The following is a 23,273-nucleotide window of genomic DNA, read 5'->3' on the forward strand; positions in this document are numbered from 1 at the left end:
GACGATCCGTGCCCCGAAGCATCCGACGATGCGGTCGGCTTCCGGCGAAGTCGTGGCAGCGCCGCTCGATCGGAGCCCGCGGGTACGCTGAGAGACATATGGCGCGGCGGCGTGACATTCCAGGCACAGATCTGCGCGGCGGCGCTGCGCGAAGGGCATGCGCGCCGGCGATGCGGCTCACGGTCATGCCCGGGACGCGGTTCTCGACGGGCGCTCCGTGTCGGGCGCGCCGATCCGCGGCCGCCGGCGCCCGCCCGGCGCGCGCCCGGAGCACGCCCGGAGCGCATCCGTCGCCGGTCGCCAGCACGCCGGTCAGCGGTTAAGCGTGGGCCGCCAACGGGAGGGGCAGCATGACCGACACTGTCTGGTGGAAGCGCGGGACCGTCTACCAGGTCTATCCCCGCTCCTTTCACGACACGAACGGCGACGGGGTCGGCGACCTGCCGGGCATCACGGCGCGGCTGGACTACCTCGCCTGGCTCGGGGTCGACGCCGTCTGGATCTCGCCCGTCTACCCCTCGCCCATGGCGGATTTCGGCTACGACGTGGCCGATTACTGCGGGATCGATCCGCTGTTCGGCACGCTGGCCGACTTCGACGCCCTCGTGGCGGAGGCCCATCGGCGCCGGCTGAAGGTGATCCTCGACTTCGTGCCGAACCATTCCTCGATCGCGCATCCGTGGTTCGCCGAGAGCCGGTCGTCGCGCACGAGCCCGAAGCGCGACTGGTACATCTGGCGCGATCCCGCCCCCGACGGCGGGCCGCCCAACAACTGGCTGTCGAATTTCGGCGGCCCGGCCTGGACGCGCGACGAGGCCACCGGCCAGTACTACTACCACGCCTTCCTGGCGGAGCAGCCGGACCTGAACTGGCGCAACCCCGCCGTGCGGGCGGCCATGCACGACGTGCTCCGCTTCTGGCTGGAGCGCGGGGTCGACGGGTTCCGGGTCGACGTGATCTGGCACCTGATGAAGGATGCGGGGTTCCGCGACAACCCGGCCAATCCCGACTACGCGCCGGGTTCCCCGGAGATCAACCGCTTCACCCAGGTCTACTCCGCCGACCGGCCCGAGATCTTCGACGTGATCGCCGGCATGCGGGCGGTGCTGCGCGACTACGGCGAGCGCGTCCTGATCGGGGAGATCTACCTGCCGGTGGAGCGGCTGGTCGCCTATTACGGCCCCGACCTCACCGGCGCCGACCTGCCGTTCAATTTCCAGCTGATCCAGACCCCGTGGCGGGCCGACGCGGTGGCCGAACTCGTGGCCGATTACGAGGCGGCCCTGCCCGAGGGCGGCTGGCCCAACTGGGTGCTGGGCAACCACGACCAGCCGCGCATCGCCGCCCGGGTCGGGCAGGCGCAGGCCCGCATCGCCGCGATGCTGCTGCTGACCCTGCGGGGCACGCCGACCCTCTATTACGGCGACGAGATCGGGCTCGGCCATGTTCCGATCCCGCCGGAGCGCGCCCGCGATCCCTGGGAGTACAACGAGCCCGGGCACGGCCGCGACCCGGCGCGCACCCCGATGCAGTGGGACGACAATCCCCAGGCCGGCTTCTCCACGGCCGAACCCTGGCTGCCGCTGGCGGAGGATTGGGCAGCCTGCAACGTCGAGAGCCAGCGCTCGGATCCGGGCTCGATGCTCACCCTGTACCGGCGGCTGCTCGCCCTGCGCCGCGACCACGCGGCGCTCGCCGTGGGCGGCTACCGGGAGGTGCCGCTGGGGATCGCCGCGGTGTTCGCCTACGAGCGCTTCGCCGACGATGCCGTTCTGCGCGTGCTCCTGAACTTCGGCGCGGCGTCGCAGGATCTGCCGCTGCCCGAGGGCGACTGGACCGTGCTGCTCTCGACCCGTGCGGGGCGGGCGGGCGAGACGGTTGGCCTCACCCTGGCGCTCGGACCCGCCGAGGGGGTGATCCTGCGCCGCGGCGGGTGAGCCGGACCGGATCCGCCCATCCGGGCGCGGCGCCTCGGCGCGGGCGCCGGTCCAACGGCCCGGCGGCGCCTCATGGTCCGAGCCGGGGGCACGACATGGCTTGCGGCCGGAGCCTTTGGCTGCTGCGGCCCTCGACCGTCATCACGCGCGCGCGGCGGTGCGGTGCCTCAGGGCTGCGCGCCGTCGGCCGTCGGGCGCGGGGTGGATGGCCTCGCTCCGCTCGCAGAGACGGCAGGGCCGAAGCCCCCAGCCGGACACGGTCCAGGCGCGCAGAACGTGATTCGGGATAGGGCGGTACCGCTGCAGCGCGGCCCTGTGCATCGACGTCGGGGCGACGCCGCCCCATCCCGGAAGCCGCCCGGCCCGCCGAAATTTGCCGCGCCGCCACGATTTCGTGCTGCGACGCCACATAGGTAAGTGAAGCTTAATTCTCACGGTGGCCTATTTTGTGCGTCGCAGCGGAACCGTCGCGACGGAGGAGTATTAGCCGTGGTTGAGATCGCGACAGCCGTGCCTGCCCGATCGTCTGCCAGACCGGGGCATTCCGCCCGGCCAGGATCAATGCTGATGCTCGATACGCGCCGTGGTGGTTCCTTCGCCGAGTGGTCGTCCGGCGAGGGGGACGGCGTCGTATCCGTACCGGTGCCGGCCCGTCCGGCCTCGCTGCGCCGCCGCATCCTGTACGCCACGCCCGAGATGGCCGACTTCGTGAAGACCGGCGGCCTCGGCGAGGTCTCGGCCGCCCTGCCTCGGGCGCTGGTGCCGCACTACGACATCCGCGTGCTGATCCCGGGCTACCGGCAGGTCCGCGCGGCGTTCCCCGAGATTCCGGTGGTCGCCCGTCTCGAGGGCTTCGCGGGGGTTCCGGCCTGCGACCTCGGCCTGGTCGAGGCGGCCGACGGCCTGCGGATCTACGTGCTGCTCAGTCCCGACCTCTACGAGCGCGACGGCACGCCCTACGGCGACCAGCACGGCGATTTCGGCGACAACGACCTGCGCTTCGCCCGCCTCAGCCTCGCGGCGGCGGACCTCGCCGCCGGCGCCGACCCCGACTGGGCGGCCGACCTCCTGCACCTCAACGACTGGCAGGCGGCCCTGGCCCCGGCCTATCTCGCCTGGCGCGGCCGGCGGGTGCCGAGCGTGCTGACGATCCACAACCTCGCCTATCAGGGCCTGTTCCCCCGGGACGCCCTGCCCCGGCTCGGCGTGCCGGAGGCGGCCTTCCAGGTCGACGGCGCCGAGTTCTACGGGCAGCTGTCCTTCCTGAAGGCCGGCATCTTCTACGCCTCGCAGGTCACCACGGTGAGCGAGACCTACGCGCGGGAGATCCAGACCCCCGAGTTGGGCTGCGGCCTCGACGGGCTGCTGCGCACCCGCGCCGGTCAGGGCCGGCTCGCCGGCATCCTCAACGGCATCGACGAGACCTGGGACCCGAGCACCGACCCGCACCTCGCCACGCGCTTCGAGATCGACGACTGGAAGGGCAAGCGGGCCAATGCCGAGGCGGTACGCCAGCAATTCGGCCTCGCGGTTTCCCGCGGGCCGCTCTTCGCCATCGTGTCGCGCCTCGTCCACCAGAAGGGCATCGACCTGAGCCTGCAGGCCGCCGAGGCGATCGTGGCCGAGGGCGGCCAGCTCGTGGTGATCGGCCAGGGCGAGGGCCGGTTCGAGCAGGCGCTCCGGGGCTTGGCCAAGCGCCATCCCGAGGCGGTCGGCGTGCATGTCGGCTTCGAGGAGGCGCAGGCCCGGCGGATGTTCGCGGGCAGCGACTTCCTGCTGATGCCCTCGCGCTTCGAGCCCTGCGGGCTGGCCCAGATGTACGCGCAGCGCTTCGGCTCCCTGCCGATCGTGCGTCGCACCGGGGGCCTCGCCGACACGGTCGAGGACGGGGTGACGGGCTTCACCTTCGCGGAGGCCTCGGCCGCGTCCTTCGGGGCGGCGGTCCGCCGGGCGCTGGAGGCCTTCGGCCAGAAGAAGCGCCTCAACGCCATGCGGCGGCGGGCCATGGCGGCCCGCTTCGGCTGGGATCAGGCCGCCGACAATTATGCCGGGCTCTACGGCCGGGCCATCGGCAACAGCACCGCGCTGCGCTGGCGGGCCGCGTAGGGCCTTCTCGCGGACGCAGCCGCCTCAACCCCCTCCCCCCAGAGGGGGGAGGGAGTCTCCGCTCACCCTTCCAGCAGGAAGATCATCGTGGCGAGCGGCGGCAGGGTCAGCGACAGGCTCTGCCCCTGGCCGTGGCTTGCCTGATCCTCGGTGCGGCGGCCGCCCTGGTTGCCCAGGTTGGACCCGCCATATACGCCGGCATCCGAGTTGAACGCCTCGCGATAGAACCCCGCCGCGGGCACGCCGATCCGGTAGCCCTCGCGCGGCACGGGCGTGAAGTTCGAGACCACGATCGCCACCTCGCCGGGCTTGGCGCCCTTGCGGGCCCAGGCGATGACGCTGTTGTCCTGATCGTCCGCCACCAGCCACTGGAAGCCGGTATGCTCGACATCACGGCTGTAGAGGGCCGGCGTCGAGACGTAGAGCCGGTTGAGATCGCGCACCACGCTCTGCACGCCCTTGTGCAGCGGGTCGTCGAGGTGGTGCCAGTCCAGGCTGGTGTCGTGGTTCCACTCCCGCTCCTGGCCGAACTCGCCGCCCATGAACAGCAGCTTCTTGCCGGGATGCCCCCACATGAAGCCGTAATAGGCCCGGAGATTCGCGAATTTCTGCCAGCGGTCGCCCGGCATCTTGCCGAGCAGCGAGCCCTTCCCGTGCACGACCTCGTCGTGGGAGAGCGGCAGGACGAAATTCTCCGAGAAGGCGTAGAGCAGCCCGAAGGTCAGGTTGTGGTGGTGGTAGCGGCGGTGGATCGGATCCTCCTGCATGAAATGCAGGGTGTCGTGCATCCAGCCCATGTTCCACTTGAAGCCGAAGCCCAGGCCGCCCGTATAGGTCGGGTGCGACACGCCGGGCCAGGAGGTCGATTCCTCCGCCACCGTGATCGTCCCGGGGGCGTGGCTGTAGGTCGCCTCGTTGGTCTTCCGCAGGAAGTCGATGGCGTCGAGGTTCTCGTTGCCGCCGTAGCGGTTCGGGATCCACTCGCCCTGGCGGCGGGAATAGTCGAGGTAGAGCATCGACGCGACGGCATCCACGCGCAGGCCGTCGAGGTGGTAGTGCTCCAGCCAGAACCGGGCGTTGGCGGCGAGGAACGTCGCGACCTCCGTGCGCCCGAAATTGTAGATGTAGGTGCCCCAGTCCTGGTGGAAGCCCTGGCGGGGATCGGCGTGCTCGTAGAGGTGGGTGCCGTCGAACTGGCCGAGCCCGTGGGCGTCGAGGGGGAAGTGGCCCGGCACCCAGTCGAGCAGCACGCCGATCCCGGCCTCGTGGGCGGCGTCCACGAAGGCGGCGAAATCCTCCGGCGTGCCGAAGCGGCTCGTCGGGGCGAACAGCGAGACCGGCTGATAGCCCCAGGACCCGTCGAACGGGAACTCGGTGATCGGCAGCATCTCGATATGGGTGAAGCCCAGATCCTTGACGTAGGGGATCAGCCGTTCGGCGAGCTCCCGGTAGGTCAGGTAGCGGTTCCCCTCCTCGGGCACCCGCGCCCAGGAGCCGAGATGGACCTCGTAGACCGAGATCGCCGCGTGGCGCGGGTCCTTGGCGCCGCGGGTGCTCATCCAGCCCGAATCGCGCCAGTCGAACTCGCCCGACCCGTGGGTGACCGAGGCGGTCTCCGGCGGGTGCTGAGCCGCGAAGGCGACCGGGTCGGCCTTGAGCGGCACCAGGGCGCCGTCGGGGCCGCGGATCTCAAACTTGTAGCGCACGCCGGCCTTGAGGCCCGGCACGAACAGCTCCCAGATGCCGCCGTCCTGCCAGAGGCGCATCGGGTGGCGGCGCCCGTCCCAGTCATTGAAGTCGCCGACGACGCTGACCTTGCGGGCGTTCGGGGCCCAGACGGCGAAGCGGAAGCCGTCGATGCCGTCGAGCTGGCCCGACTGGGCGCCGAGCATCCGGTACACGAGGTTGGTGCCGACCTCGCGCAGCGTCGCCACGTCGTATTGCTCGATCGAGGAGCCGAAACCGTAGGGGTCGTAGCGGCGGCGCTTCGTGCCGTCCCAGGACTCGACCTCGATCTCGTAGAGCGGCCGGTGCTCGCCCTCGACCCGCGCGACCCAGAATCCGTCCGGATGGCGCTTCTCGAACGGCACGGTGCGGCCGTCCATCACCAGGGTGGCGGCCCGCGCCTCGGGGAGCACGGCGCGCACCTCCCAGGCCTTGGGCCCGACCCGGTGGGGGCCCAGCACCGAGAACGGGTCGCCGTGATTGGCCGCCATCAGGGCCGCGATCGCGTCCGGATGGACGCTCGGCGTCTGCGCGACGCCGGAGCCCGGGACATCCGCGTTCCGCGCCGTCCCCGCTTCCGGGGCGGCCCGTCGTGCGAAGGTCTCGTCGATCGCCGTCATTCCAATGCTCCGGGCTCGTGTCCGTCCGTGTCCAGAATGGTCAGAACCCCACGGGCGGGGATTTCGATCCAGTCCGGCCGGTTGTTGGCCTCGTAATCGACCTCGTACAGGGCCTTGGTCAGCAGGCAGAGGCGCAGCAGCCGCGCCCGGCTTCCCAGGTCGGTCACGGCGGCGCGCGAGCCCTCCACCGCGGACTCGTAGCCGGCGAGGAACGCCGCCTCGATCATGCCGCGCCACGCCGTGGCGGCGTCCCGCGCCCGCCCCTCGGAATCGGCGAACCGGGCGGTGATCTCCCGGATCACCGTCTCGGCGCCGTACGCGAAGGAGCGCATCAGCCCGGCGACGTCCCGCAGGGGCATCGACTTGGCCCGGCGCTCGTCGGCCGGACGCGAGGGCTCGCCCTCGAAGTCGACGATGATCAGGTCGTTCTCGGCGACCAGCACCTGTCCCAGGTGGTAGTCACCGTGGATGCGGGTCTTGTGGGCGCCCCGGACCGGCTCGGCGGTGAGCGCGGCGATCAGGGCCTCGACCTCGCCCCGGCGCTGGCCGAGTTCCGCGCAGGCCGGCTTGCCGGCATCGAGCCCCCGGTCGGCCAGGCCCTTGAGCGCCCGGAAGGCACGCTCCGCCTGGTGGCGGGCGTCGCGCGCCAGCACCGCGAGATCGTCCCCGGTGAACGGCTCGGCCGCGAAGGCCGGATCGTCGGTCTCGATCGCCAGCGCCGCGTGCAACTCGGCGGTGCGCCGCCCGAGCAGATCCGCCCAGGGCCGGTGGGCCTGGAACGCCTCCTCGGGGCTGGCGGCCTCGCTCTCGGGGGTGAGCACGACGGTCTCGAAGTCCCGGCGCAGGCCCTCCAGCATCAGGGTCCAGGCATCGCCCTGGTTCACGACGAATTTCTGAAGGATCGCGAGGGCCGTCCGGGTCCCGTCCTCGGCGACGTGCTCCAGCGTGCCGAGCAGGGCGGGGGTATTGGAGAAACCCGCCTGCTCGGTGAGGAAGCGCCCGACCTCGATCTCGGGATGCAGCCCCGGCTGCAGGCGGCGCAGCAGCTTGAGCATCATCTTGGAGCCGACGGCGATCGAGGTGTTGCTCTGCTCCGCCGACAGCCGGCGGATATCGGCCACGTCGACCGTGACCTCCGGGTCGAAGGCCGAGGTGACGGCGAAGACGAGGCGGCCGCTCTCCGTGGGGATCACACGGCCCTGGCGCATGTCGTCGATGAGGCAGGCGGCGAAGTCGTTGGAGCCGGCCGCGCCGTAGAGCAGCCCGGTCCGCGGGCCGCGGCGCACCCGCGCCACCGCGAAGGGCATCAGCGCCTCGTCCTCGCGGCCCTCCTCGACGCCGACCGGCATGAAGTACTCATGGCTCTCGCCGTTGGCGAGCTGCACCTGCAGCCGCGGCAGCAGGAAGCGCGCGCTCCCGTCGACGTCCTTCAGGGCGGCGCAGTCGACCACCTTCGTGGCCTTGATCCGCGAGCCCTTGGCGCCGAACCAGCGCCGGCTCGTCAGGAACGGCGGCACCACCGTGCGCTCGAAGGCGACGCGCTCGCGCCCGCTCATCAGGGTCTCGATCCCGCCGGTGAGCACCAGGGTGAACAGCTCCGGCGGCTCCTGCTGCGGGCCGACCACCCCGGAGCGCGCGGCGCTCAAGCTGAACCAGTAGAAACCGTAGGACGGCAGGGTCAGCAGGTAGGGCAGATCGCCGATCGGCGGGAACTCGGTGCCGCCGGTGAGCTCGATCGGCACCGCGGTGCGCAGTTCCGACAGGTCGAGCTGCACCGCCTGGGGCGCCCGCGACAGGTTCGCCACGCACAGGATCCGCTCGTCCTCGTGCTCGCGGATCCAGGCCAGGACCTTCCGGTTGCTGGGATAGAGGAACTGGATCGTGCCGCGCCCGAGGGCGACGCTGTTGTTGCGGATCGCGATCATGCGCCGCGTCCAGTTCAGCAGGCTCGTCTGCGCCTGGGTCTGCGCCTCGACGTTGATGGCGTCGAAGCCGTAGATCGGGTCCTGGATCGCCGGCAGGAACAACTTCTGGGGGTTCGCCCGGGAGAAGCCGCCGTTGCGGTCCGGGGACCATTGCATGGGCGTGCGCACGCCGTCGCGGTCGCCCAGATAGATGTTGTCGCCCATGCCGATCTCGTCGCCGTAGTAGAGCACCGGCGTGCCGGGCATCGACAGGACGAGGGACTTCATCAATTCGATCTTGCGCCGGTCGTTCTCGAGGAGCGGCGCGAGGCGGCGGCGGATGCCGAGATTGATCCGGGCGCGGCGCTCTGCGGCGTAGAACGACCAGAGGTAGTCACGCTCCTCGGCGGTGACCATTTCGAGCGTCAGCTCGTCGTGGTTGCGCAGGAAGATCGCCCATTGGCAGCCCTCGGGGATCTCCGGGGTCTGGCGCATGATGTCGGTGATCGGGTGCCGGTCCTCCCGGGCGATCGCCATGTACATCCGCGGCATCAGCGGGAAGTGGAACGCCATGTGGCATTCGTCGCCGTCGCCGAAATACTGGGCGGTCTCCTCCGGCCACTGGTTGGCCTCGGCCAGCAGCATCCGGTCGGGGTAGCTGGCATCGAGGGCGGCGCGGATCTTCTTGATGACGTCGTGGGTCTCGGCGAGGTTCTCGCAGTTCGTGCCGTCGCGCTCGATCAGGTAGGGGATCGCATCGAGGCGCAGGCCGTCGACGCCCATGTCGAGCCAGTAGCGCATCACCTCGATGACGGCCTCGAGCACCGCCGGGTTGTCGAAGTTCAGGTCCGGCTGGTGGCTGTAGAACCGGTGCCAGAAATACTGCTTGGCCACCGGGTCCCAGGTCCAGTTGGACGCCTCGGTATCGAGGAAGATGATCCGCGTGTCCCGGTACGGCTCGTCGGTGTCCGACCAGACGTAGAAGTTGCGCTCCGGCGAGCCGGGGGGCGCCTCGCGGGCGGCCTGGAACCAGGGGTGCTGGTCGCTCGTGTGGTTGATCACGAGTTCGGTGATGACCCGCAGGCCCCGGGCGTGCGCCGCCTCCACGAAGGCCTTGAAGGCCTCCATGGTCCCGTAGGACGGGTTGATGTCCCGGTAATCGGCGATGTCGTAGCCGTCGTCGCGGAGCGGCGAGGGATAGAACGGCATCAGCCAGATCGCCGTGACGCCGAGATCGCGGACGTAGTCGAGGCGCTGGGTCAGGCCCTCGAAGTCGCCGATCCCGTCGTTGTTCGAGTCGAAGAACGACTTGACGTGGATCTGGTAGATGATGGCGTCACGGTACCATTGCGGGTCGCTGCGATCGATCATCGCGTCGCTGCCTCATCGGTCGAATCTGACGGGACCGGCGGTGGGAACCGGCCGGGAGCGGGCGGACGACCGCCGCGCGGATGCAATGGTCGGCGACGGGGAGGCCCGCCGCCGGGGTCAGGTGCCACGGTCAGGTGCCACGCGTGGCCTCAGCCCGCAACCCGCCGCGGCGCCCGCAGGCGCCAGATGACGCAGGATCGCTCGGCCGGATCGAGGGCGATGCGGTGGGATTTGCCGCGCAACTCGAACGTGTAGCCCTGGAGCAGGTCCTCGACCTCGACGGCGCCGTCGTCGGGCAGGCCGAACAGCCAGAGCGGCACCTCGTAGGTGCATTCCTGGCGGTTCTTCGGGTCGAGGTTGACCATGGTGAAGATGCAGTTGTCGCGCTCCGGCGTCGCCTTGGCGTAGGCGATGATCTGGTCGTTGAAGGCCCCGGTGAAGACGACGTTGCGGAAATCCCAGAGGGCGGGGTTCTCGCGCCGGATCGTGTTCAGCTTGACGATGTGCTCGCGGATGTTGCCCGGCCGGTCGTAGTCCCAGGCCTTCAGCTCGTATTTTTCCGAGTTCAGGTACTCCTCCTTGCCCGGATACGGCGCGGCTTCGCACAGCTCGAAGCCGTTGTAGATGCCGTAGACCGACGACAGGGTCGCGGCCAGGGTACCGCGGATGACGAAGCCGGCGCGTCCGCTGGTCTGAAGGAAGTAGGGATTGATGTCGGGCGTATTCGCAAAGAAATTCGGGCGGTAGTACTCGCCCATCTCGCCGGCCAGCTCCAGGGCGTAGTCGGTCAGCTCCTGCTTGGTGTTGCGCCACGTGAAGTAGGTGTAGCTCTGCTGGTAGCCGGCCTTGGCGAGCTTCTTCATCATCTTCGGCCGGGTGAAGGCCTCGGCGAGGAAGATCGCGTCCGGATAGCGCCCGTTGACCTCGCCGATCACCCATTCCCAGAACGGGATCGGCTTGGTGTGGGGGTTGTCGACCCGGAAGATGCGCACGCCCCGGGCGCACCAGCCGAGCAGGATGTCGCGCAGCTCGATCCACAGCCCGGGCAGGGCGCCGCCGTAGAAGTGGACGTTCGAGATGTCCTCGTACTTCTTCGGGGGGTTCTCGGCGAATTTCAGCGTGCCGTCGGGGCGCCACTCGAACCATTCCGGATGGTTCTTGATCCAGGGATGGTCGGGCGAGCACTGGATCGCGAAGTCGAGGGCGATCTCCATCCCGTAGGCGTGGCTCGCCGCGACCAGCCGCTCGAAATCCTGAAGGGTGCCGAGGTCGGGATGCACGGCCTCGTGGCCGCCCTCCGCCGCGCCCACCGCGTAGACCGAGCCGACATCGCCGGGCTCGGCCGTGAGGGTGTTGTTCTTCCCCTTGCGGTTGGTCCGGCCCACGGGGTGGATCGGGGTGAAGTAGAGGACGTCGAAGCCGAGCTCGCGGATCTCGGGCAGGCGCCGGATCACGTCGTCGAAGGTGCCGTGGCGGTTCACGTCCATCGACTGGGAGCGCGGGAAGATCTCGTACCAGGCGGAGAACCGGGCCGCGAGGCGGTCGGCGATCACCGGCAGGGTCACGGGATAGCGGGTGAGGTTCACCCGCTCGGCGTTCCGGCGCACGAGGCGCGACGCCTCGGGGTCGAGGATCCGGTCGAGCTGGGCGGCCGAGCCGGTCTCCTCGGCGGCGAGCGCCGCCACGAGCGCGGCGAGGCGCTCGGCGTCGCGGCCGCCGCGGGTCCGGGCGAGCGACGCCGCGGTCCCGACCAGGGCCACGCCCTCGATCGTCTCCAGGCGGACATCGACGCCGGCGGCGCGCTTCTTCAGGGTGTCGCGCACCCAGGACGAGAAGGCGTCGCGCCACGCGATCAGGGTGAACTCGTAGCGGGCGTTGCGCTCCAGGGGGAAGTGTCCGGCCCAGCGGTCGTTGTCGACGAAGACCATCGGGTCCTCGCGCCACGCGTCGCTGCCGGCGACCCGCGACAGGATCGCGGCGTCGATGATCTCGTGGCCGTCGGAGAAGATGTCGGCCTCGACCCGCAGGGACTCGCCGACGATCCGCTTCACCGGCGAGCGGCCGCCGTCGAGCTCAGGGCTGACCGCCTCGATCACCACCCGCCCCTCCCCGTCCGGGGTGCCGCGCTCGGGGAGCCGGGCGACCTCCTGGGCGCTGGCCGCCAGGATGCGCAGCTCGCCCGGCATCAGGTCGATGGCGCTGCCGGGATGGAACGCGATCGGCTCGGCCTCCGGGGTCCGGTCGACGAAGGTGCCGAGCATGCCGCCGGTGCGGGCGATGAGCGACCCGGCCTCGACCGGCACCGGCTTGTCGGTCGGATTGTAGAGCACGATCAGCCCGTGCCGGGCCGAGGCCGGGTGGCCGGTGTCGAAGCGGGCGAGCGCCACGCAGTCGCTGTCGGGAGACGAGATCCGGATCTGCGCGCCCTCGACATTGGCGGCGGGCAGCTCCGCCCGCAGGGCGTTGACCGCCCGGATGAAGCCGGAGATGTCGATGCCGGTCTCGTGCTCGCGGTCGCCCGGGGTGGTCTCGACCACGTGCAGCGCCCGGCGGTAGCCCCATTCGTAGCCGATGGGCATCAGCACGCCGGCCGAGAAGAAGGCGGCCAGCGCGTAGCGGGTGCGCAGATGGGCCGCCACCGCCTCAGGGCCGCCGCCGATCCCGGCGGCGAGCCGCGTCATGTCGTGGTTCTCCGGGAAGGCGATGGAGGGCGCCAGCACCCGCAGGCGCTCGTACTGCTCCAGGGCCCAGGGCTTCTTCAGGTCCCACCACGCGAAGGAGTTGAACAGGTAGTCGAAGCCGGCGCCCGCCGTGGCCCGGGCCTCCTCGAAGGTGCAGCCCAGGGTCTCGGCGGCGAAGAGACAGGCGGGATCGCGCCCCTTGGCCTCCCCGATCAGGACGCGCCAGGTCTCCGGCGGCACCTTGTAGGCCGCATCACAGCGGAAGCCCGCCACGCCGAGGTCCTGGAGCCGGGCCACGTAGGCGCCCCAGATCCGGGTCAGCTCATCCCGGGCAGCCGGCGTGTGGTAGTCGAGTTCGGCCAGATCGCCCCAGACGGTGCGGATCGACGGATCGTCCGGATCCACCGCCGCCGGGTGCATGATTGAGCCGTCGGACTCCTTCATGAACAGGTCGGGCCGCTCCGTGGCGAGGCGGGCGTTGTCGGCGGTGTGGTTGATCACGAGGTCGGTCATCACCGACAGGCCGAGGGCCTGCGCGGCCGCGCAGAAGCGCTGGATCTGCGCGTCGTCCGGCGTGCCGTCCGGGTCGCGGAACCGCTCGTCGAGCCGCTCGGGATCGGCCACCGCGTAGAGGCTCCGGGAGCCGCCGGTCTGGTGGAACGGGTTCAGGTAGATCCAGTCGAAGCCGAGCGCGGCGATCCGCGGCAGCTCGGCGGTCCAGTCCGCGACGCGCCCGACCAGGAGCGGGAACAGGTTGTAGATCCGCGGCCCCTCGGCCCGGGGCGCCAGCGCGGCCGGCAGGACGGCCTCGGCCCCGGTCGTCGCAGCGGCTTTGGTCGGTGCGTTCATGCTGGCTTCTGGCTCCCGTTCCTGTGTCGTAACGCCCGAACCGCCCGGGCGTGCCTTCGCGTGGGACGGCGGGGATTGTCAGGTCCGCGCCGTCCGCCTCTCAGCAGATTCGCATGACAGGACCGCGAGGGACCTGCCGACATGGTCTTCGTGGCAGGGACGGACCCGCGCACGCTCCCTCCCGCCGCTGCGGGGAAGGGTGGTCCCCGAAGTCCCGTGACGGGGGCGCGACGGTGCCGGAGAAGGCGGCGGCCTTCATGCCGGCTCCGCCCGTTTCGGAAGCCGGGTTCCCCGCTCCCGACCCGGCCTGACGGCCGGCCCATCCTCCCCCGCGGAGGGGGGAAGACGATCCGCGGATCCGGCCGCTCCCCTCACGGCTCCCGCCGCAGGACCGCGTAGGGCAGATCCCGCAGGAGTTCGCCGAGGTCGGCCCCCTCCCCCGCCACGATCCGCCCCGAGGCGAGGTCGCGCCAGCGCGTCCCCGCCCCGAGATCGACCCGGGTCCCATTAAAGGCCTCACCCGGCCAGACCGCCTCCCCGACGAAGCCCGCCACCAGCCGCGGTACCGCCACGAACAGGTCGCCGCCCTCCTGGCCGGGATCGGTCCGACGGTAGGCGATCACGTGCCCGGCCCGCGCGCCGGTGGCCGGGACGGGTTCGTAGGCGGCGCTCGCGTAGAAGTCCGGTCGCTCAGCCCGCTCGGCCAGAAGCGCCGCGAGGGTCGCCTGCTTGACCCGCCCGTCCGGCCAGTGCGCCAGCAGCTCCGCGGGCACGCCGCCCTGGTCCAGCATCCGCCCCAGGGCCGGGTAGTCCACCGGGCGGCGGTTGTCGGGATCGACGAAGGAGAAGTCCCAGATCTCCGTGCCCTGGTAGGTGTCGGGCAGGCCCGGCAGGGTGCATTTCAGGACCGTCCGGCCGAGGCTCGCCAGCATGCCGAGATGGGCGAGCCGCCGGGCGAAGGGCCGGAGCTGCGCCAGGAAGTCCGAGCCCGGGGCGATCAGCGCGGTGAACAGCTTCTTGACCGCGCCCTCGTAGACCGCGTCGACATTGACCCAGCTCGACCGGCGCTTGCCCTCGCGCATGGCCTTCTCGCCGTAGGCGATCAGCCGGTCGCGGAAATCCTCGATCGCCCCGGCCTCGTCCCGCTCCAGCAGCTCCAGCGGCCAGGCGCCCAGAATGGCCTGGAAGAACATCCACTGGTCGTTGGCGTCGGGGGCCGGCTCGCCGTCGATGCGGGCGAGGTGCGGGCCGGCGGTGCGCTGCCACAGGTCCCAGGCCTTGGCCCATTCCTCCGGGATCTCCGAGAGGGCGAGCAGCCGCGTGCGGGCATCCTCGCCCCGCTTGGTGTCGTGGGTCGCCGTGGTGATCATGGCGCTCGGCCAGTCCCGGGCGCGGGCGATCTGGAGGTCGTGGAAGTGCTCCGCGTCGATCCCGTACTCGCCCGGATCGCCCCCGACCTCGTTGAGGCCGAGTAGGCACGCGTAGCGGTAGAACAGCGTGTCCTCCAGGCTCTTGGCCATGACCGGGCCGGTGAGCTGCTGGAACCGGCGGCGGAAGCGCAAGGCAACCCGCGGATCCGGCCGGCCCGCCCCGGCGGTCTCGATCCGGCCGAGCAGGACGTCGGCGGCGAAGTCGTGGACCGAGCGGTCCGGCAGGCTCGACCAGCGCTTGGCCTTGGCGACGGCGCCCTCGATCAGGCGCACGTCCTCGGGCTCGACCTCGCCCTCCTCCAGCTCCGGCGGCAGGTAGCTCCGGTAGGTCGGGAAGCGCGCGATGATCTCGATCAGCGCCCGGCGGAGCGCGTTGACGGTGAAGTCGCGGGTCCGCCGGTCGGAATCGGCGACCTCCTTGAGGTCGGTGGTCAGCACCTCCAGCTCGCTCGCGAAGCTGATCTCCAGGATCTCGGCCTTGGCGGCACGGAGCTGGAAGCCGTAGGGCTCGTCGAAGCCCGTGGCCCAGGTGTAGAGGCGCTCGACCTTGCCGCGCTTCCCCTTGTCGACCAGGATCCCGTCGAGCTGGTTGAGCACGTCGTAGCCCGTGGTCCCGGCCACCGGCCAGGGCCGCAGCCGCTCCCCGGGCTCCAGGATTTTCTCCACGACCACGTAGAAGCCCGGCCCGACCGCCGCCTGGAGCGCCCGTGCGTAGCCCAGCGGGTCGGCCAGCCCGTCGATATGGTCGATGCGCAAGCCGTCGATCCGGCCCTCGCGGATGTGCCGGAACACGGTTTCGTGCGAGCGGTGGAAGATGTCGGACAGCTCGACCCGCAGGCCGGCGAGCGAGTTCACGTCGAAGAAGCGGCGGTAGTTGATGTCGCTCGACGCCACCCGCCAATGGGCGAGCCGGTAGGCCTGCGCTTCCAGCAGCCGGTGCAGCGGCCCGAAACTGTCCGGGCGGCCCTTGAAGCCGTTGAGCAGGGCCAGCGTGCTGGCGGTGGCCTCCTGGATCAGCGGCGAGACGCCGTGGATCTCGGCGAGCCGGCGCTTCAGCCCCTCGGCCTCCTCGGGGAAGCCTTTGCGGCGGGTCTCGTCGGTGTCGATCGCCATGGCCCGCAGGCGCTCGGAGATGGCGAGCAGCTCCGCGGTGGTGTCGTCGTCCACCGCCCCGATGGCGGCGATCACCCGGTTGAGGATGGTCGGGTAGCTCAGCGGCCGGATCGGCAGCTGGTGCTCGTAGTGCCAGACGCTGAAGGCGCCCTTCTCGGGATCGAATTTGAGCACCAGGGTGCCCTGCTCCAGGGCCTCGCCGTAGCGCTCGCCCAGGAACGGGATCACGAGGTTGCGCCCGGCCCCGAGCCGCTGCCAGTCGATGTCGAAGGCGTCGGCGAAGGGCGAGAGCGAGCCCCATTCGAGCACCGAGAGCCACCACGGGTTGTCGGACCCGCCGACGCCCATGTGGTTCGGGACGATGTCGAGGAGCAGCTTGATCCCGTGGGCGTGGAGCGTCTCGGAGAGCTGGACGAAGCCCGCCTCGCCGCCGAGTTCCGGGTTGATCGCCCCGTGATCGACGATGTCGTAGCCGTGGGTCGAGCCGGGCCGTGCCGTCTGGAGCGGCGAGGCGTAGACGTGGCTGATCCCGAGCCGGTGCAGGTAGGGGATGATCTTGCCCGCATCCGCGAAGGTGAAGTCCTTGTGGAACTGCAGCCGGTAGGTCGAGCGCGGCGGCGGCGCGGCGAGCCGCGCGGCCCCCGAGCGCGGTCCCCGTGCCTCCGCCGACAGGGCGGCGGCCAGCTTGGCCAGCGGCCCGCCGGGGGCGGCGATGTCCGCCAGCTCCCGGTCGAGCTTGCGCCGCCAGTTCGGGTAGCCCTCGGTGGAGCCCGGCACGTTGGCCTGGGCGAGTTCGGAGACCACGTCCTCGTACTGCACGGCGGTCAGCATCGAGGGCGCCCGGGCGAGGTAGCGGGCGGCGGCCTCGAAGGGCGCGGCATCCGGGGGCTCGGCCGAGGGGAGCAGCTGCTCGCCGGCCAGCGCCTCGGCGAGGCGGCGGCGCTCGACGACGCGCTCGGCCCGCTCGCCCTCGGCCCGCTCCTGGTCGTAGAGGCCGAGCGACTGGCGGGTGTCGGTGTCGACCCCGCGCCACCAGCCCACGAAGGTCGGCAGGTCGTGGGTGGTGATGGCGGTGAGCGCGTCGCGCGGATAGGCCGACGGCGCCTTGAACTGTCCGTCGCCTTCCCGCTCGAAGGCGAGGATCCGGTAGCTCAGCACCCCGGCCCTCATCAGCGCGTCCGAGAAGCCCTCCGGGGCGGTGCCGAGATCCTCCGCGATGACGAGGCACTTGTTGCGGTGGCTCTCCAGCCGCAGCACCGCCAGCATCGGCTCGAACGGCATGGCCACGTAGGCCCCGGCCTGGGCGCCCGCGCCCAGCGGGATCAGGAACAGGCGGGCGAGCTGGAAGGCGTGGTCGATCCGGATCGCGCCGGCATGGCGCATGTTGGCCTGGACCAGGGTCCGGAAGGCGGCGAGCCCGTCGCGCTCCATCTCCAGCGGGTCGAAGGCCGGCAGGCCCCAGTTCTGGCCCTTGGGCGCCAGCAGATCCGGCGGCGCGCCGATCGACACCTTGTCGGCGAAGCGCTCGGGATGGGACCAGATCTCGGAGCCGCCCCGGTCGGCGCCGACCGCGAGGTCGCGGTACAGCCCGACCCGCATGCCGGCGCCCAGCGCCGCCGCGGACGCCTCTTCGAGCTGCCGGTCGGCGAGGTATTGCAGCCAGGCGTGATAGCCGACCGCCTCGGCATGCTCCGCCGCGAAGGCCCGCACCGCCTCCGTGCCGGCCCGGCGGTACGCGTCCGGCCAGTCGCCCAGCCAATGCGCGCCCTGCCCCCGGAAATGCTCCGACAGGGCCTCGAACAGGGCGTGGGATTCGAGATCCTCGCCGCCCGCCTGCCGGAAGCGCGCGAAATCCGCGTCCGTGCCGGCCCGGGCGGGGGAGTCCTCCCAGAGGGCCCGGAGCACCGGGTCGAGCACGTCGTGCACGCCCTGGTGGTCGACCAGCGCCGCCTCGCGGAGCGCCGTGATCGCGTCCGCGCGCGCATCGAGCAGCGCCTCGGCCCGGGAGCCGGCGAGCCCCGGCAGGCTGCGCGGGGCGATGAACAGCGTCTCCAGGAACAGGCGCGAGGAGGGCGAGTAGGGGGAGATCTTGGTCCGGTCGGAACCGAACAGGGCGTGGACCGGGCTGAGCCCTAAGAACGCCGCCCCGCGCAGGGCCGCCTCGCGGGCGGCCTCGCCGGCATCCGCGTAGGTGCCGATGCCGATATTGGTCGCCGAGCGCAGTCCGTAGAGCTGGGCGGCGAGCCCCCAATCGGAGGCCCCCTCATCCGTGTAGGGGCGCGGGCGCCAGCAGCGCTGCGGCGCGGCGATCACCCAGGCCTCGGTGCGGCTCTGGCCGGCCTGCACGATGAGGCGGTGATAGCCCGGGGTCAGCGGCGGCAGCTCGAATCCGGGATCGGACCCTTGCGGGTTGGCCCGTCCCTCCCGGGCGGTGCCGCGCTCGTCGACGAGGCGCCAGACCAGGGTGTGGGGCGCCCCGTCCTGCAGCCGGACCGGAACGCGGGCGGCCCGGCGGGCCTCCACCGGCAGGAGCGGCGGGATCAGGCCGCGGCGCAGGCGCTCGACCTCGGCGAGGCTCCCGGCGATCGACGGCTCGTCCTGGACCGCGAAGCCCAGGGCCGCCAGCAGGCCGCGGCGCACCGCCAGCGGCGTCTCGACGGGCTTGCCGAAGGCGTCGGTGTAGCCGGCGGCGACGCCGACGAGGTCGGCGAGTCTTTCGAGGGGGCTCACGCGTGGGACTCCGTCAGGAACACGCCCGTCCAGGACGGGAGATCGCGTCCGGCCCCGTCGGGGGCGTTGGTCCAGACCGGCCGGGCACCGCCCGGATCGACCGCGAAGGCCTCGGTCCCGACATTGGCGACGAAGCGCAGGGTGCCGGCGCCGAAGCGCCACGTGCAGTCGACCACGTCCGCGCGCGGCATCGTGGCGGCGGCGCCGTCATAGCCGGACTTCGCCAGCGCCACGACCACGTCGCGGCGCAGCCCCAGGAGGCGCGTCGTCTCCGCCAGCACCTCGCGGTGGGGCGAGCGCTCCCGCTCGGACCAGTCGAGCTTCGAGGCCGCGAAGGTCTCGCGCTCGGTCGGGTCGGGGATCTTGGAGGTGTCGTCCGCGAACGCCGCGAAGCTCTTGAACTCCCGGCGGCGGCCGTCGCGGACCGCCTTGTTCAGGTCCTCGTCCGGCGCGAAGTCGACGAAGAACAGGAACGGCGCCGAGGCCGACCATTCCTCGCCCATCCAGAGCATCGGGATCTGCGGCGCCAGCAGGAGCCCGGCCCGGGCGAGATCGAGTTTCTTCGGATCCGCGAGGTGGTTCAACCGCTCGCCCAGCGCCCGGTTGCCGACCTGATCGTGGTTCTGGAGGAAGGTCACGAAGGCCGAGGGCGGCAGGTGCCCGGAGGGCTCGCCGCGCGGATGGTTGTCGAGCGTGGCGAACGGCTCGCCCTGATACGCGAAACCCTCCGCGAGGCAGCGGGCGAGGTGCGCGACCGGTTTGTCGGCAAAGCTTTTATAGTAGCCGGCGTCCTCGCCCGTGAGCAGGACGTGCCAGCAATGGTGCAGGTCGTCGGCCCACTGGGCATCGTGCATCTTCGGGCGCCCGGCGGCGTCCCGCTCCAGCCAGCGGGCCTGGTTGGCCTCGTTCTCCAGCATCAGGTGGATCTGGCGGTCCGGAAAGGTCTTCCGGACCGTCTCGCCGAGCTCGGCCAGGAAATGACGGGGCGAATCGTCGAGGATCGCGTGGACGGCGTCGAAGCGCAGGCCGTCGAAGCGGTATTCCTCCAGCCAGTAGAGGGCGTTCTGGATGAAGAACTGGCGCACGGTGGCGCCGCTCTCCTTGCCGTCGAAGTTGATGCCCGCGCCCCAGGGGGTCTGGTGGCGCTCGGTGAAGAAGGTCTTGGCGTAGGCGTGGAGGTAGTTCCCGGCCGGACCGAAGTGATTGTAGACCGCGTCGAGATAGACCATCAGCCCGAGCCCATGGGCGGCGTCGATCAGGCGCTTGAGGTCGTCCGGGCGGCCATAGGCGCCGTCGGGGGCGTAGGGCTGGACGCCGTCGTAGCCCCAGTTGCGCGCGCCCTTGAAGTCGGCGAGCGGCAGCAGCTCGATGGCGGTGACGCCGAGCGCCTTGAGGTCGGGCAGCCGGGCCTGCAGGCCGGCATAGGTGCCCTCCGGCGTCGCGGTGCCGACATGGCACTCGTAGATCACCGCCTCCTCGAAGGGCCGCCCGGTCCAGTCCGCGTCGGACCACGCGAAGGCCCGCGGGTCGATCACCTCGCTGAGGCCCGAGACGTCGTCCGGCTGGAAGCGGGAGGCGGGATCGGGCACCACGAGGTCGCCGTCGATGCGGAAGCCGTAGCGGGCGCCGGGCTTCACCCCGGGCAGGGCGGTGCGGCGCCAGCCGCCGCCGGATTCCGGCAGCGGGTGATCGGCGCCGTCGACGACGAGCGCGACGCTCTTGGCGGTGGGTGCCCAGAGGGCGAAGCGGACGCCGCCCTCGACCATCTCGGCCCCGAAATCCATGCTGTGGGCGCGCCGCATCGGGCCACCGTCCTCGTCATTGGCCGCGCGCACCGGGATGCAAGCGCGGCAGGATCATCTGTCGTGGGAGAAGGCCCCGGGCCCGATCCGGTTCCCGCAGCGCAGCTATGGCGGAGCGGCCGGGTGGCAATGGGTCGACGACTGGGTCGACGAACGGGTTGGCGCGCGGGGGCGACGGGCGCGCGGAAACTAAGCCGCAGTTCCGTCCGTGCGGGGCGGCCCTATCTTGAGCCGCCGGCATTCGCGTCGGTCTGGGAGCGGACACTGGGTCGGGCGCACATCATCGGCATCCACGGGCTCGCCAACAAGCCGCCCCGGGATGAGAAGGCCGCCTGGTGGCGCGCCGCGATCCGCGAGGGGCTCGACCGCAATCGCGGGCTCCGGGTGGCGGAGGCCGACCTGCCCTTCACCTTCGTCTACTGGGCGGACCTGCGCTACCCGCAGCCGCTCGCGGGCGACCGCAACCGCGAGCCCTACCGCCCCGATCACGGCCTCGGGCCGTTCCCCTCCCCGGCGGGGGAGCCCGACCGCGCCGAGCCGACCCTCACCGACCGGATCTATCGCGGCCTGTCGCACCTGCAGGAGGCCGCCGGGCTGACGCCGGTGGATGACCTGATCCTGGAATACCGTCTCGACGATCTCTGGGGCTACCACGAGGACGCGGCCTTCCGGGCGGCGGCGCGGGCGCGCCTGCGCGACGTCCTGGCGGCGGCCGCGGCGGATACCGTGCTGATCGCCGCGCACTCGATGGGCGGCCTGATCGCCTACGACGTTCTGCGCGCCGCCGAGGCGGAGGGGACGCCGATGCCCCGCTGCGCCCTGGTCACCCTCGGCGCGCCCCTCGGCCTCGCCGAGCTGAAGCTGAAGCTCGCCGACGCGCACGGCGACCTCCGGGTGCCGGCGGCGCTCACCGCCTGGACCAACCTGATGGACCGCCAGGACATCGCCACGGTGGGCGACGACCTCGCGGCCCTCTACGCGCCGAATGCCGCCGGCGTGCGGGTGCGGGACGTGCCGGTGATCAACGCCTACCGGAGGCCGGACGGCGCCGAGAACCGGCACAAATCCTACGGCTACCTGCGGACCCCGGAATTCTCCCGGGTGGTCGCCGCGTTCCTGGAGGCTGCGGACTGAGCGGCGCCGACCTCGGGGATCGGCTCAGAGCCGGCCCGGCACCGCCTCCCGCAGGACGCGCTCGGTGGCGGCGTCCTCGATCTTGTTGATCAGCCGTTTCGCCTCGTGCTCGTCGCGCAGGGTCTTGGCCAGGGTGAAGGTCGTGCCCGTGAGGAACAGCGACGCCATGGCGAGGTAGCCCTTGATCCAGATATCCGCGGGCAGGAAGAAGATGCCGATCGTCAGCATGGCGGCGGCGGCGGCGAAGCTGACCAGCGTGAAGGTCTTCCAGGCGCCGGTATGGGGCATCTGCGGTGTCATGGTGCGGTCTCCTGAGGAAGGATCGGACGGGGGTTCGTGCGGCGCCGGTCAGGCCCCGGCCCTGAGGCGGTCCAGCACCGCCCGCGGGTCCGTGCGGGGGCGGCCGTAGCCCGCCGCCTCGAGATCGGCCTCGATCCCGCCCGCGGTCCCGGCCTCGAGATCGGCCTCGAGCTCGGTCAGCGCGGCGGCGACGTCCGCCTCGGCCGCCTGCCGCTCGCGCAGGCGCGCCAGCGTCCGCTCGGCCTCCACGAGGGCCCCCGCCGACAGGGTCGTGACCCGGCGGCCCTCGAGGCCGGCCCGCCGCAGCGCCTCGGTGGTGCGGGCGGTCTGGAGCCCGCGGTCGAGATCCCGCAGCCGCTCGCCGCCCTGGGCGACGAGGCGCTTCAGCCGCTCGACCTCGGCGGCGAAGCGTTCGGCGGCGGCCCGGCGGTCGGCCCGCTCGTCCTCCAGCGCGGCGATGTGGATCGCCGCCCCGGTCCCGAGATCCTCGCGGCCGTCGGCCAGCGCCCGCCGCGCCCCGTCCGACAGGGTGTCGATGCGGGTCCCGATGGCGTCGAGGGCGCGCATCTCGGCGGCGTGGTAGGCCAGGGCGACGGCCAGTTCCCGCCGGGCGGCCGCCAGGGCTCCGGCGGCCTCCCGGATCTGCTGGCGGAGGATCGTCACGGCATGGGCGTCGTGGATCGCCTGGGCGTTGTCGGCGATCACGCCGCGCATCAGGAAGGAGAGGGTCCTCATCACGGTTCACCTCGCGAAGAACGACGGGCCGGATCGCATCCGTAATTTATTGAACGTCGTTCATGAAACAGGTAAAACACGCGGCGCGCCGCGTCGCAAGGGATAAAATGAACGAGGTTCATAAAAAAGTGCGCGGACGGCCGCGGAAGGAGCCGGGCGACCGCGAGGCGGATCGCCGGGCCCTGATCGAAGCCGCGGTGGCGATCCTGAACGCGGGCGGCGCGGCGGCGCTGACCGCCCGCGGCGTCGCGGAGCGGGCCGGCACGGCGGTGGGCTCGGTCTACACGCAGTTCGACAGCCTGGAAGTGCTGCGGCTGGAGGCCAACGCCGTCACCATGCGGCGGCTCCGGGACGCCCTCACGGAGGCGCTGGCGGCCTGTCCGTCGCGGGGGACGGAGGCGCGGCTCCTATGCCTGGCCGATGCGTATCTCGCCTTCGCGGCGGGGCACCATGCCGCCTGGGCGGCGATCTTCGAGCGCCGCACCGTGGCGGCGCCGGATTCGGTGCAGGCCGACATCGCGGCCCTGTTCGGGATCCTGGAGGGGGTGCTGCGCGACGGCGGCCGCCTCGCCGAGGCGGAGATCCCCGTGATGGCGCGGGCGCTGTGGTCCAGCGTCCACGGCATGACCTATCTCGCCGATCTCGGCAGCCTCGGGCCCCTCGGCGTGGACGACGTGCGGCCGATGATCGACGCGCTGGTGCGGGCGGCGGTCCGGGGCTTCTCGGCGGGCTGAGTGCCCGCGACGGTGGCGGCCCCGGCGCGGGCGCTGCGTCCGGCGGTGCGGAGCCCGCCCGATCGTCGGCCGCGCCGGTCGCGCCGGTCGCGCATCGGGGGA

The 23,273-nt window shown here is 71.6% G+C and carries 11 protein-coding genes; 4 read left to right on the forward strand and 7 right to left on the reverse strand.

The window, feature by feature from the left end:
• Positions 1–350: 350 nt before the first annotated feature.
• Together ABIC70_RS04315 and glgA are read left to right on the forward strand one after the other, a co-directional pair.
• A complete protein-coding gene (locus ABIC70_RS04315; RefSeq protein WP_043379732.1) occupies positions 351–1,937 on the forward strand; it encodes an alpha-amylase family glycosyl hydrolase in 1,587 nt (528 codons plus the stop codon).
• A 567-nt stretch (positions 1,938–2,504) separates the two neighbouring features.
• Positions 2,505–4,043, forward strand: a complete 1,539-nt coding sequence (gene glgA, locus ABIC70_RS04320) for a glycogen synthase GlgA (protein WP_043761084.1) — start codon at positions 2,505–2,507, stop codon at positions 4,041–4,043.
• Between the two features lie 62 nt (positions 4,044–4,105).
• Here the strand turns inward: glgA and glgB are convergent, their stop codons facing one another.
• From glgB to treZ, 5 genes are all read right to left on the reverse strand, one after another.
• On the reverse strand, positions 4,106–6,388 hold the full coding sequence (gene glgB / locus ABIC70_RS04325; protein ID WP_053608224.1) for a 1,4-alpha-glucan branching protein GlgB: 2,283 nt from the start codon (positions 6,386–6,388) through the stop codon (positions 4,106–4,108).
• Entirely contained in the window at positions 6,385–9,663 is a 3,279-nt protein-coding gene (gene treS, locus ABIC70_RS04330) for a maltose alpha-D-glucosyltransferase (RefSeq protein WP_043379728.1), read from the reverse strand. Before treS ends, glgB begins: the two co-directional genes overlap by 4 nt.
• Positions 9,664–9,812: 149 nt before the next feature.
• On the reverse strand, positions 9,813–13,193 hold the full coding sequence (locus ABIC70_RS04335) for a maltotransferase domain-containing protein (RefSeq protein WP_354438968.1): 3,381 nt from the start codon (positions 13,191–13,193) through the stop codon (positions 9,813–9,815).
• Between the two features lie 371 nt (positions 13,194–13,564).
• Positions 13,565–18,466 (reverse strand): malto-oligosyltrehalose synthase, encoded by a 4,902-nt coding sequence (locus tag ABIC70_RS04340; protein ID WP_354438970.1) that lies wholly within the window; start codon positions 18,464–18,466, stop codon positions 13,565–13,567.
• Complete coding sequence (treZ, locus tag ABIC70_RS04345; RefSeq protein ID WP_354438971.1) at positions 18,463–20,268, reverse strand: malto-oligosyltrehalose trehalohydrolase; 1,806 nt, start codon at positions 20,266–20,268, stop codon at positions 18,463–18,465. Before treZ ends, ABIC70_RS04340 begins: the two co-directional genes overlap by 4 nt.
• Positions 20,269–20,397: 129 nt before the next feature.
• Here treZ and ABIC70_RS04350 point away from each other — a divergent pair, with 129 nt between their 5' ends.
• Complete coding sequence (locus ABIC70_RS04350; protein ID WP_354438972.1) at positions 20,398–21,402, forward strand: lipase family protein; 1,005 nt, start codon at positions 20,398–20,400, stop codon at positions 21,400–21,402.
• Positions 21,403–21,426: 24 nt separating this feature from the next.
• Here the strand turns inward: ABIC70_RS04350 and ABIC70_RS04355 are convergent, their stop codons facing one another.
• Entirely contained in the window at positions 21,427–21,702 is a 276-nt protein-coding gene (locus ABIC70_RS04355) for a YiaA/YiaB family inner membrane protein (RefSeq protein ID WP_043357650.1), read from the reverse strand.
• 48 nt (positions 21,703–21,750) lie between these two features.
• Positions 21,751–22,437 (reverse strand): PspA/IM30 family protein, encoded by a 687-nt coding sequence (locus tag ABIC70_RS04360; protein WP_354438973.1) that lies wholly within the window; start codon positions 22,435–22,437, stop codon positions 21,751–21,753.
• Between the two features lie 107 nt (positions 22,438–22,544).
• Between ABIC70_RS04360 and ABIC70_RS04365 the strand changes: the two genes are divergently transcribed.
• Positions 22,545–23,171: a TetR/AcrR family transcriptional regulator gene (locus ABIC70_RS04365; RefSeq protein WP_287089547.1), complete on the forward strand. Its 627-nt coding sequence runs from the start codon at positions 22,545–22,547 to the stop codon at positions 23,169–23,171.
• Positions 23,172–23,273 lie beyond the last annotated feature (102 nt).

This window comes from Methylobacterium sp. 1973 (genome assembly GCF_040545035.1).
Taxonomy (GTDB): Bacteria; Pseudomonadota; Alphaproteobacteria; order Rhizobiales; family Beijerinckiaceae; genus Methylobacterium; species Methylobacterium fujisawaense.

Bases quoted from the DNA above. Each gene is read 5' to 3' on its own strand.
- ABIC70_RS04315 (WP_043379732.1), top strand. From the start codon at position 351: ATGACCGACACTGTCTGGTGGAAGCGCGGGACCGTCTACCAGGTCTAT.
- glgA (WP_043761084.1), top strand. From the start codon at position 2,505: ATGCTCGATACGCGCCGTGGTGGTTCCTTCGCCGAGTGGTCGTCCGGC.
- glgB (WP_053608224.1), bottom strand. From the start codon at position 6,388: ATGACGGCGATCGACGAGACCTTCGCACGACGGGCCGCCCCGGAAGCG.
- treS (WP_043379728.1), bottom strand. From the start codon at position 9,663: ATGATCGATCGCAGCGACCCGCAATGGTACCGTGACGCCATCATCTAC.
- ABIC70_RS04335 (WP_354438968.1), bottom strand. From the start codon at position 13,193: ATGAACGCACCGACCAAAGCCGCTGCGACGACCGGGGCCGAGGCCGTC.
- treZ (WP_354438971.1), bottom strand. From the start codon at position 20,268: ATGCGGCGCGCCCACAGCATGGATTTCGGGGCCGAGATGGTCGAGGGC.
- ABIC70_RS04350 (WP_354438972.1), top strand. From the start codon at position 20,398: ATGGGTCGACGACTGGGTCGACGAACGGGTTGGCGCGCGGGGGCGACG.
- ABIC70_RS04355 (WP_043357650.1), bottom strand. From the start codon at position 21,702: ATGACACCGCAGATGCCCCATACCGGCGCCTGGAAGACCTTCACGCTG.
- ABIC70_RS04360 (WP_354438973.1), bottom strand. From the start codon at position 22,437: ATGAGGACCCTCTCCTTCCTGATGCGCGGCGTGATCGCCGACAACGCC.
- ABIC70_RS04365 (WP_287089547.1), top strand. From the start codon at position 22,545: ATGAACGAGGTTCATAAAAAAGTGCGCGGACGGCCGCGGAAGGAGCCG.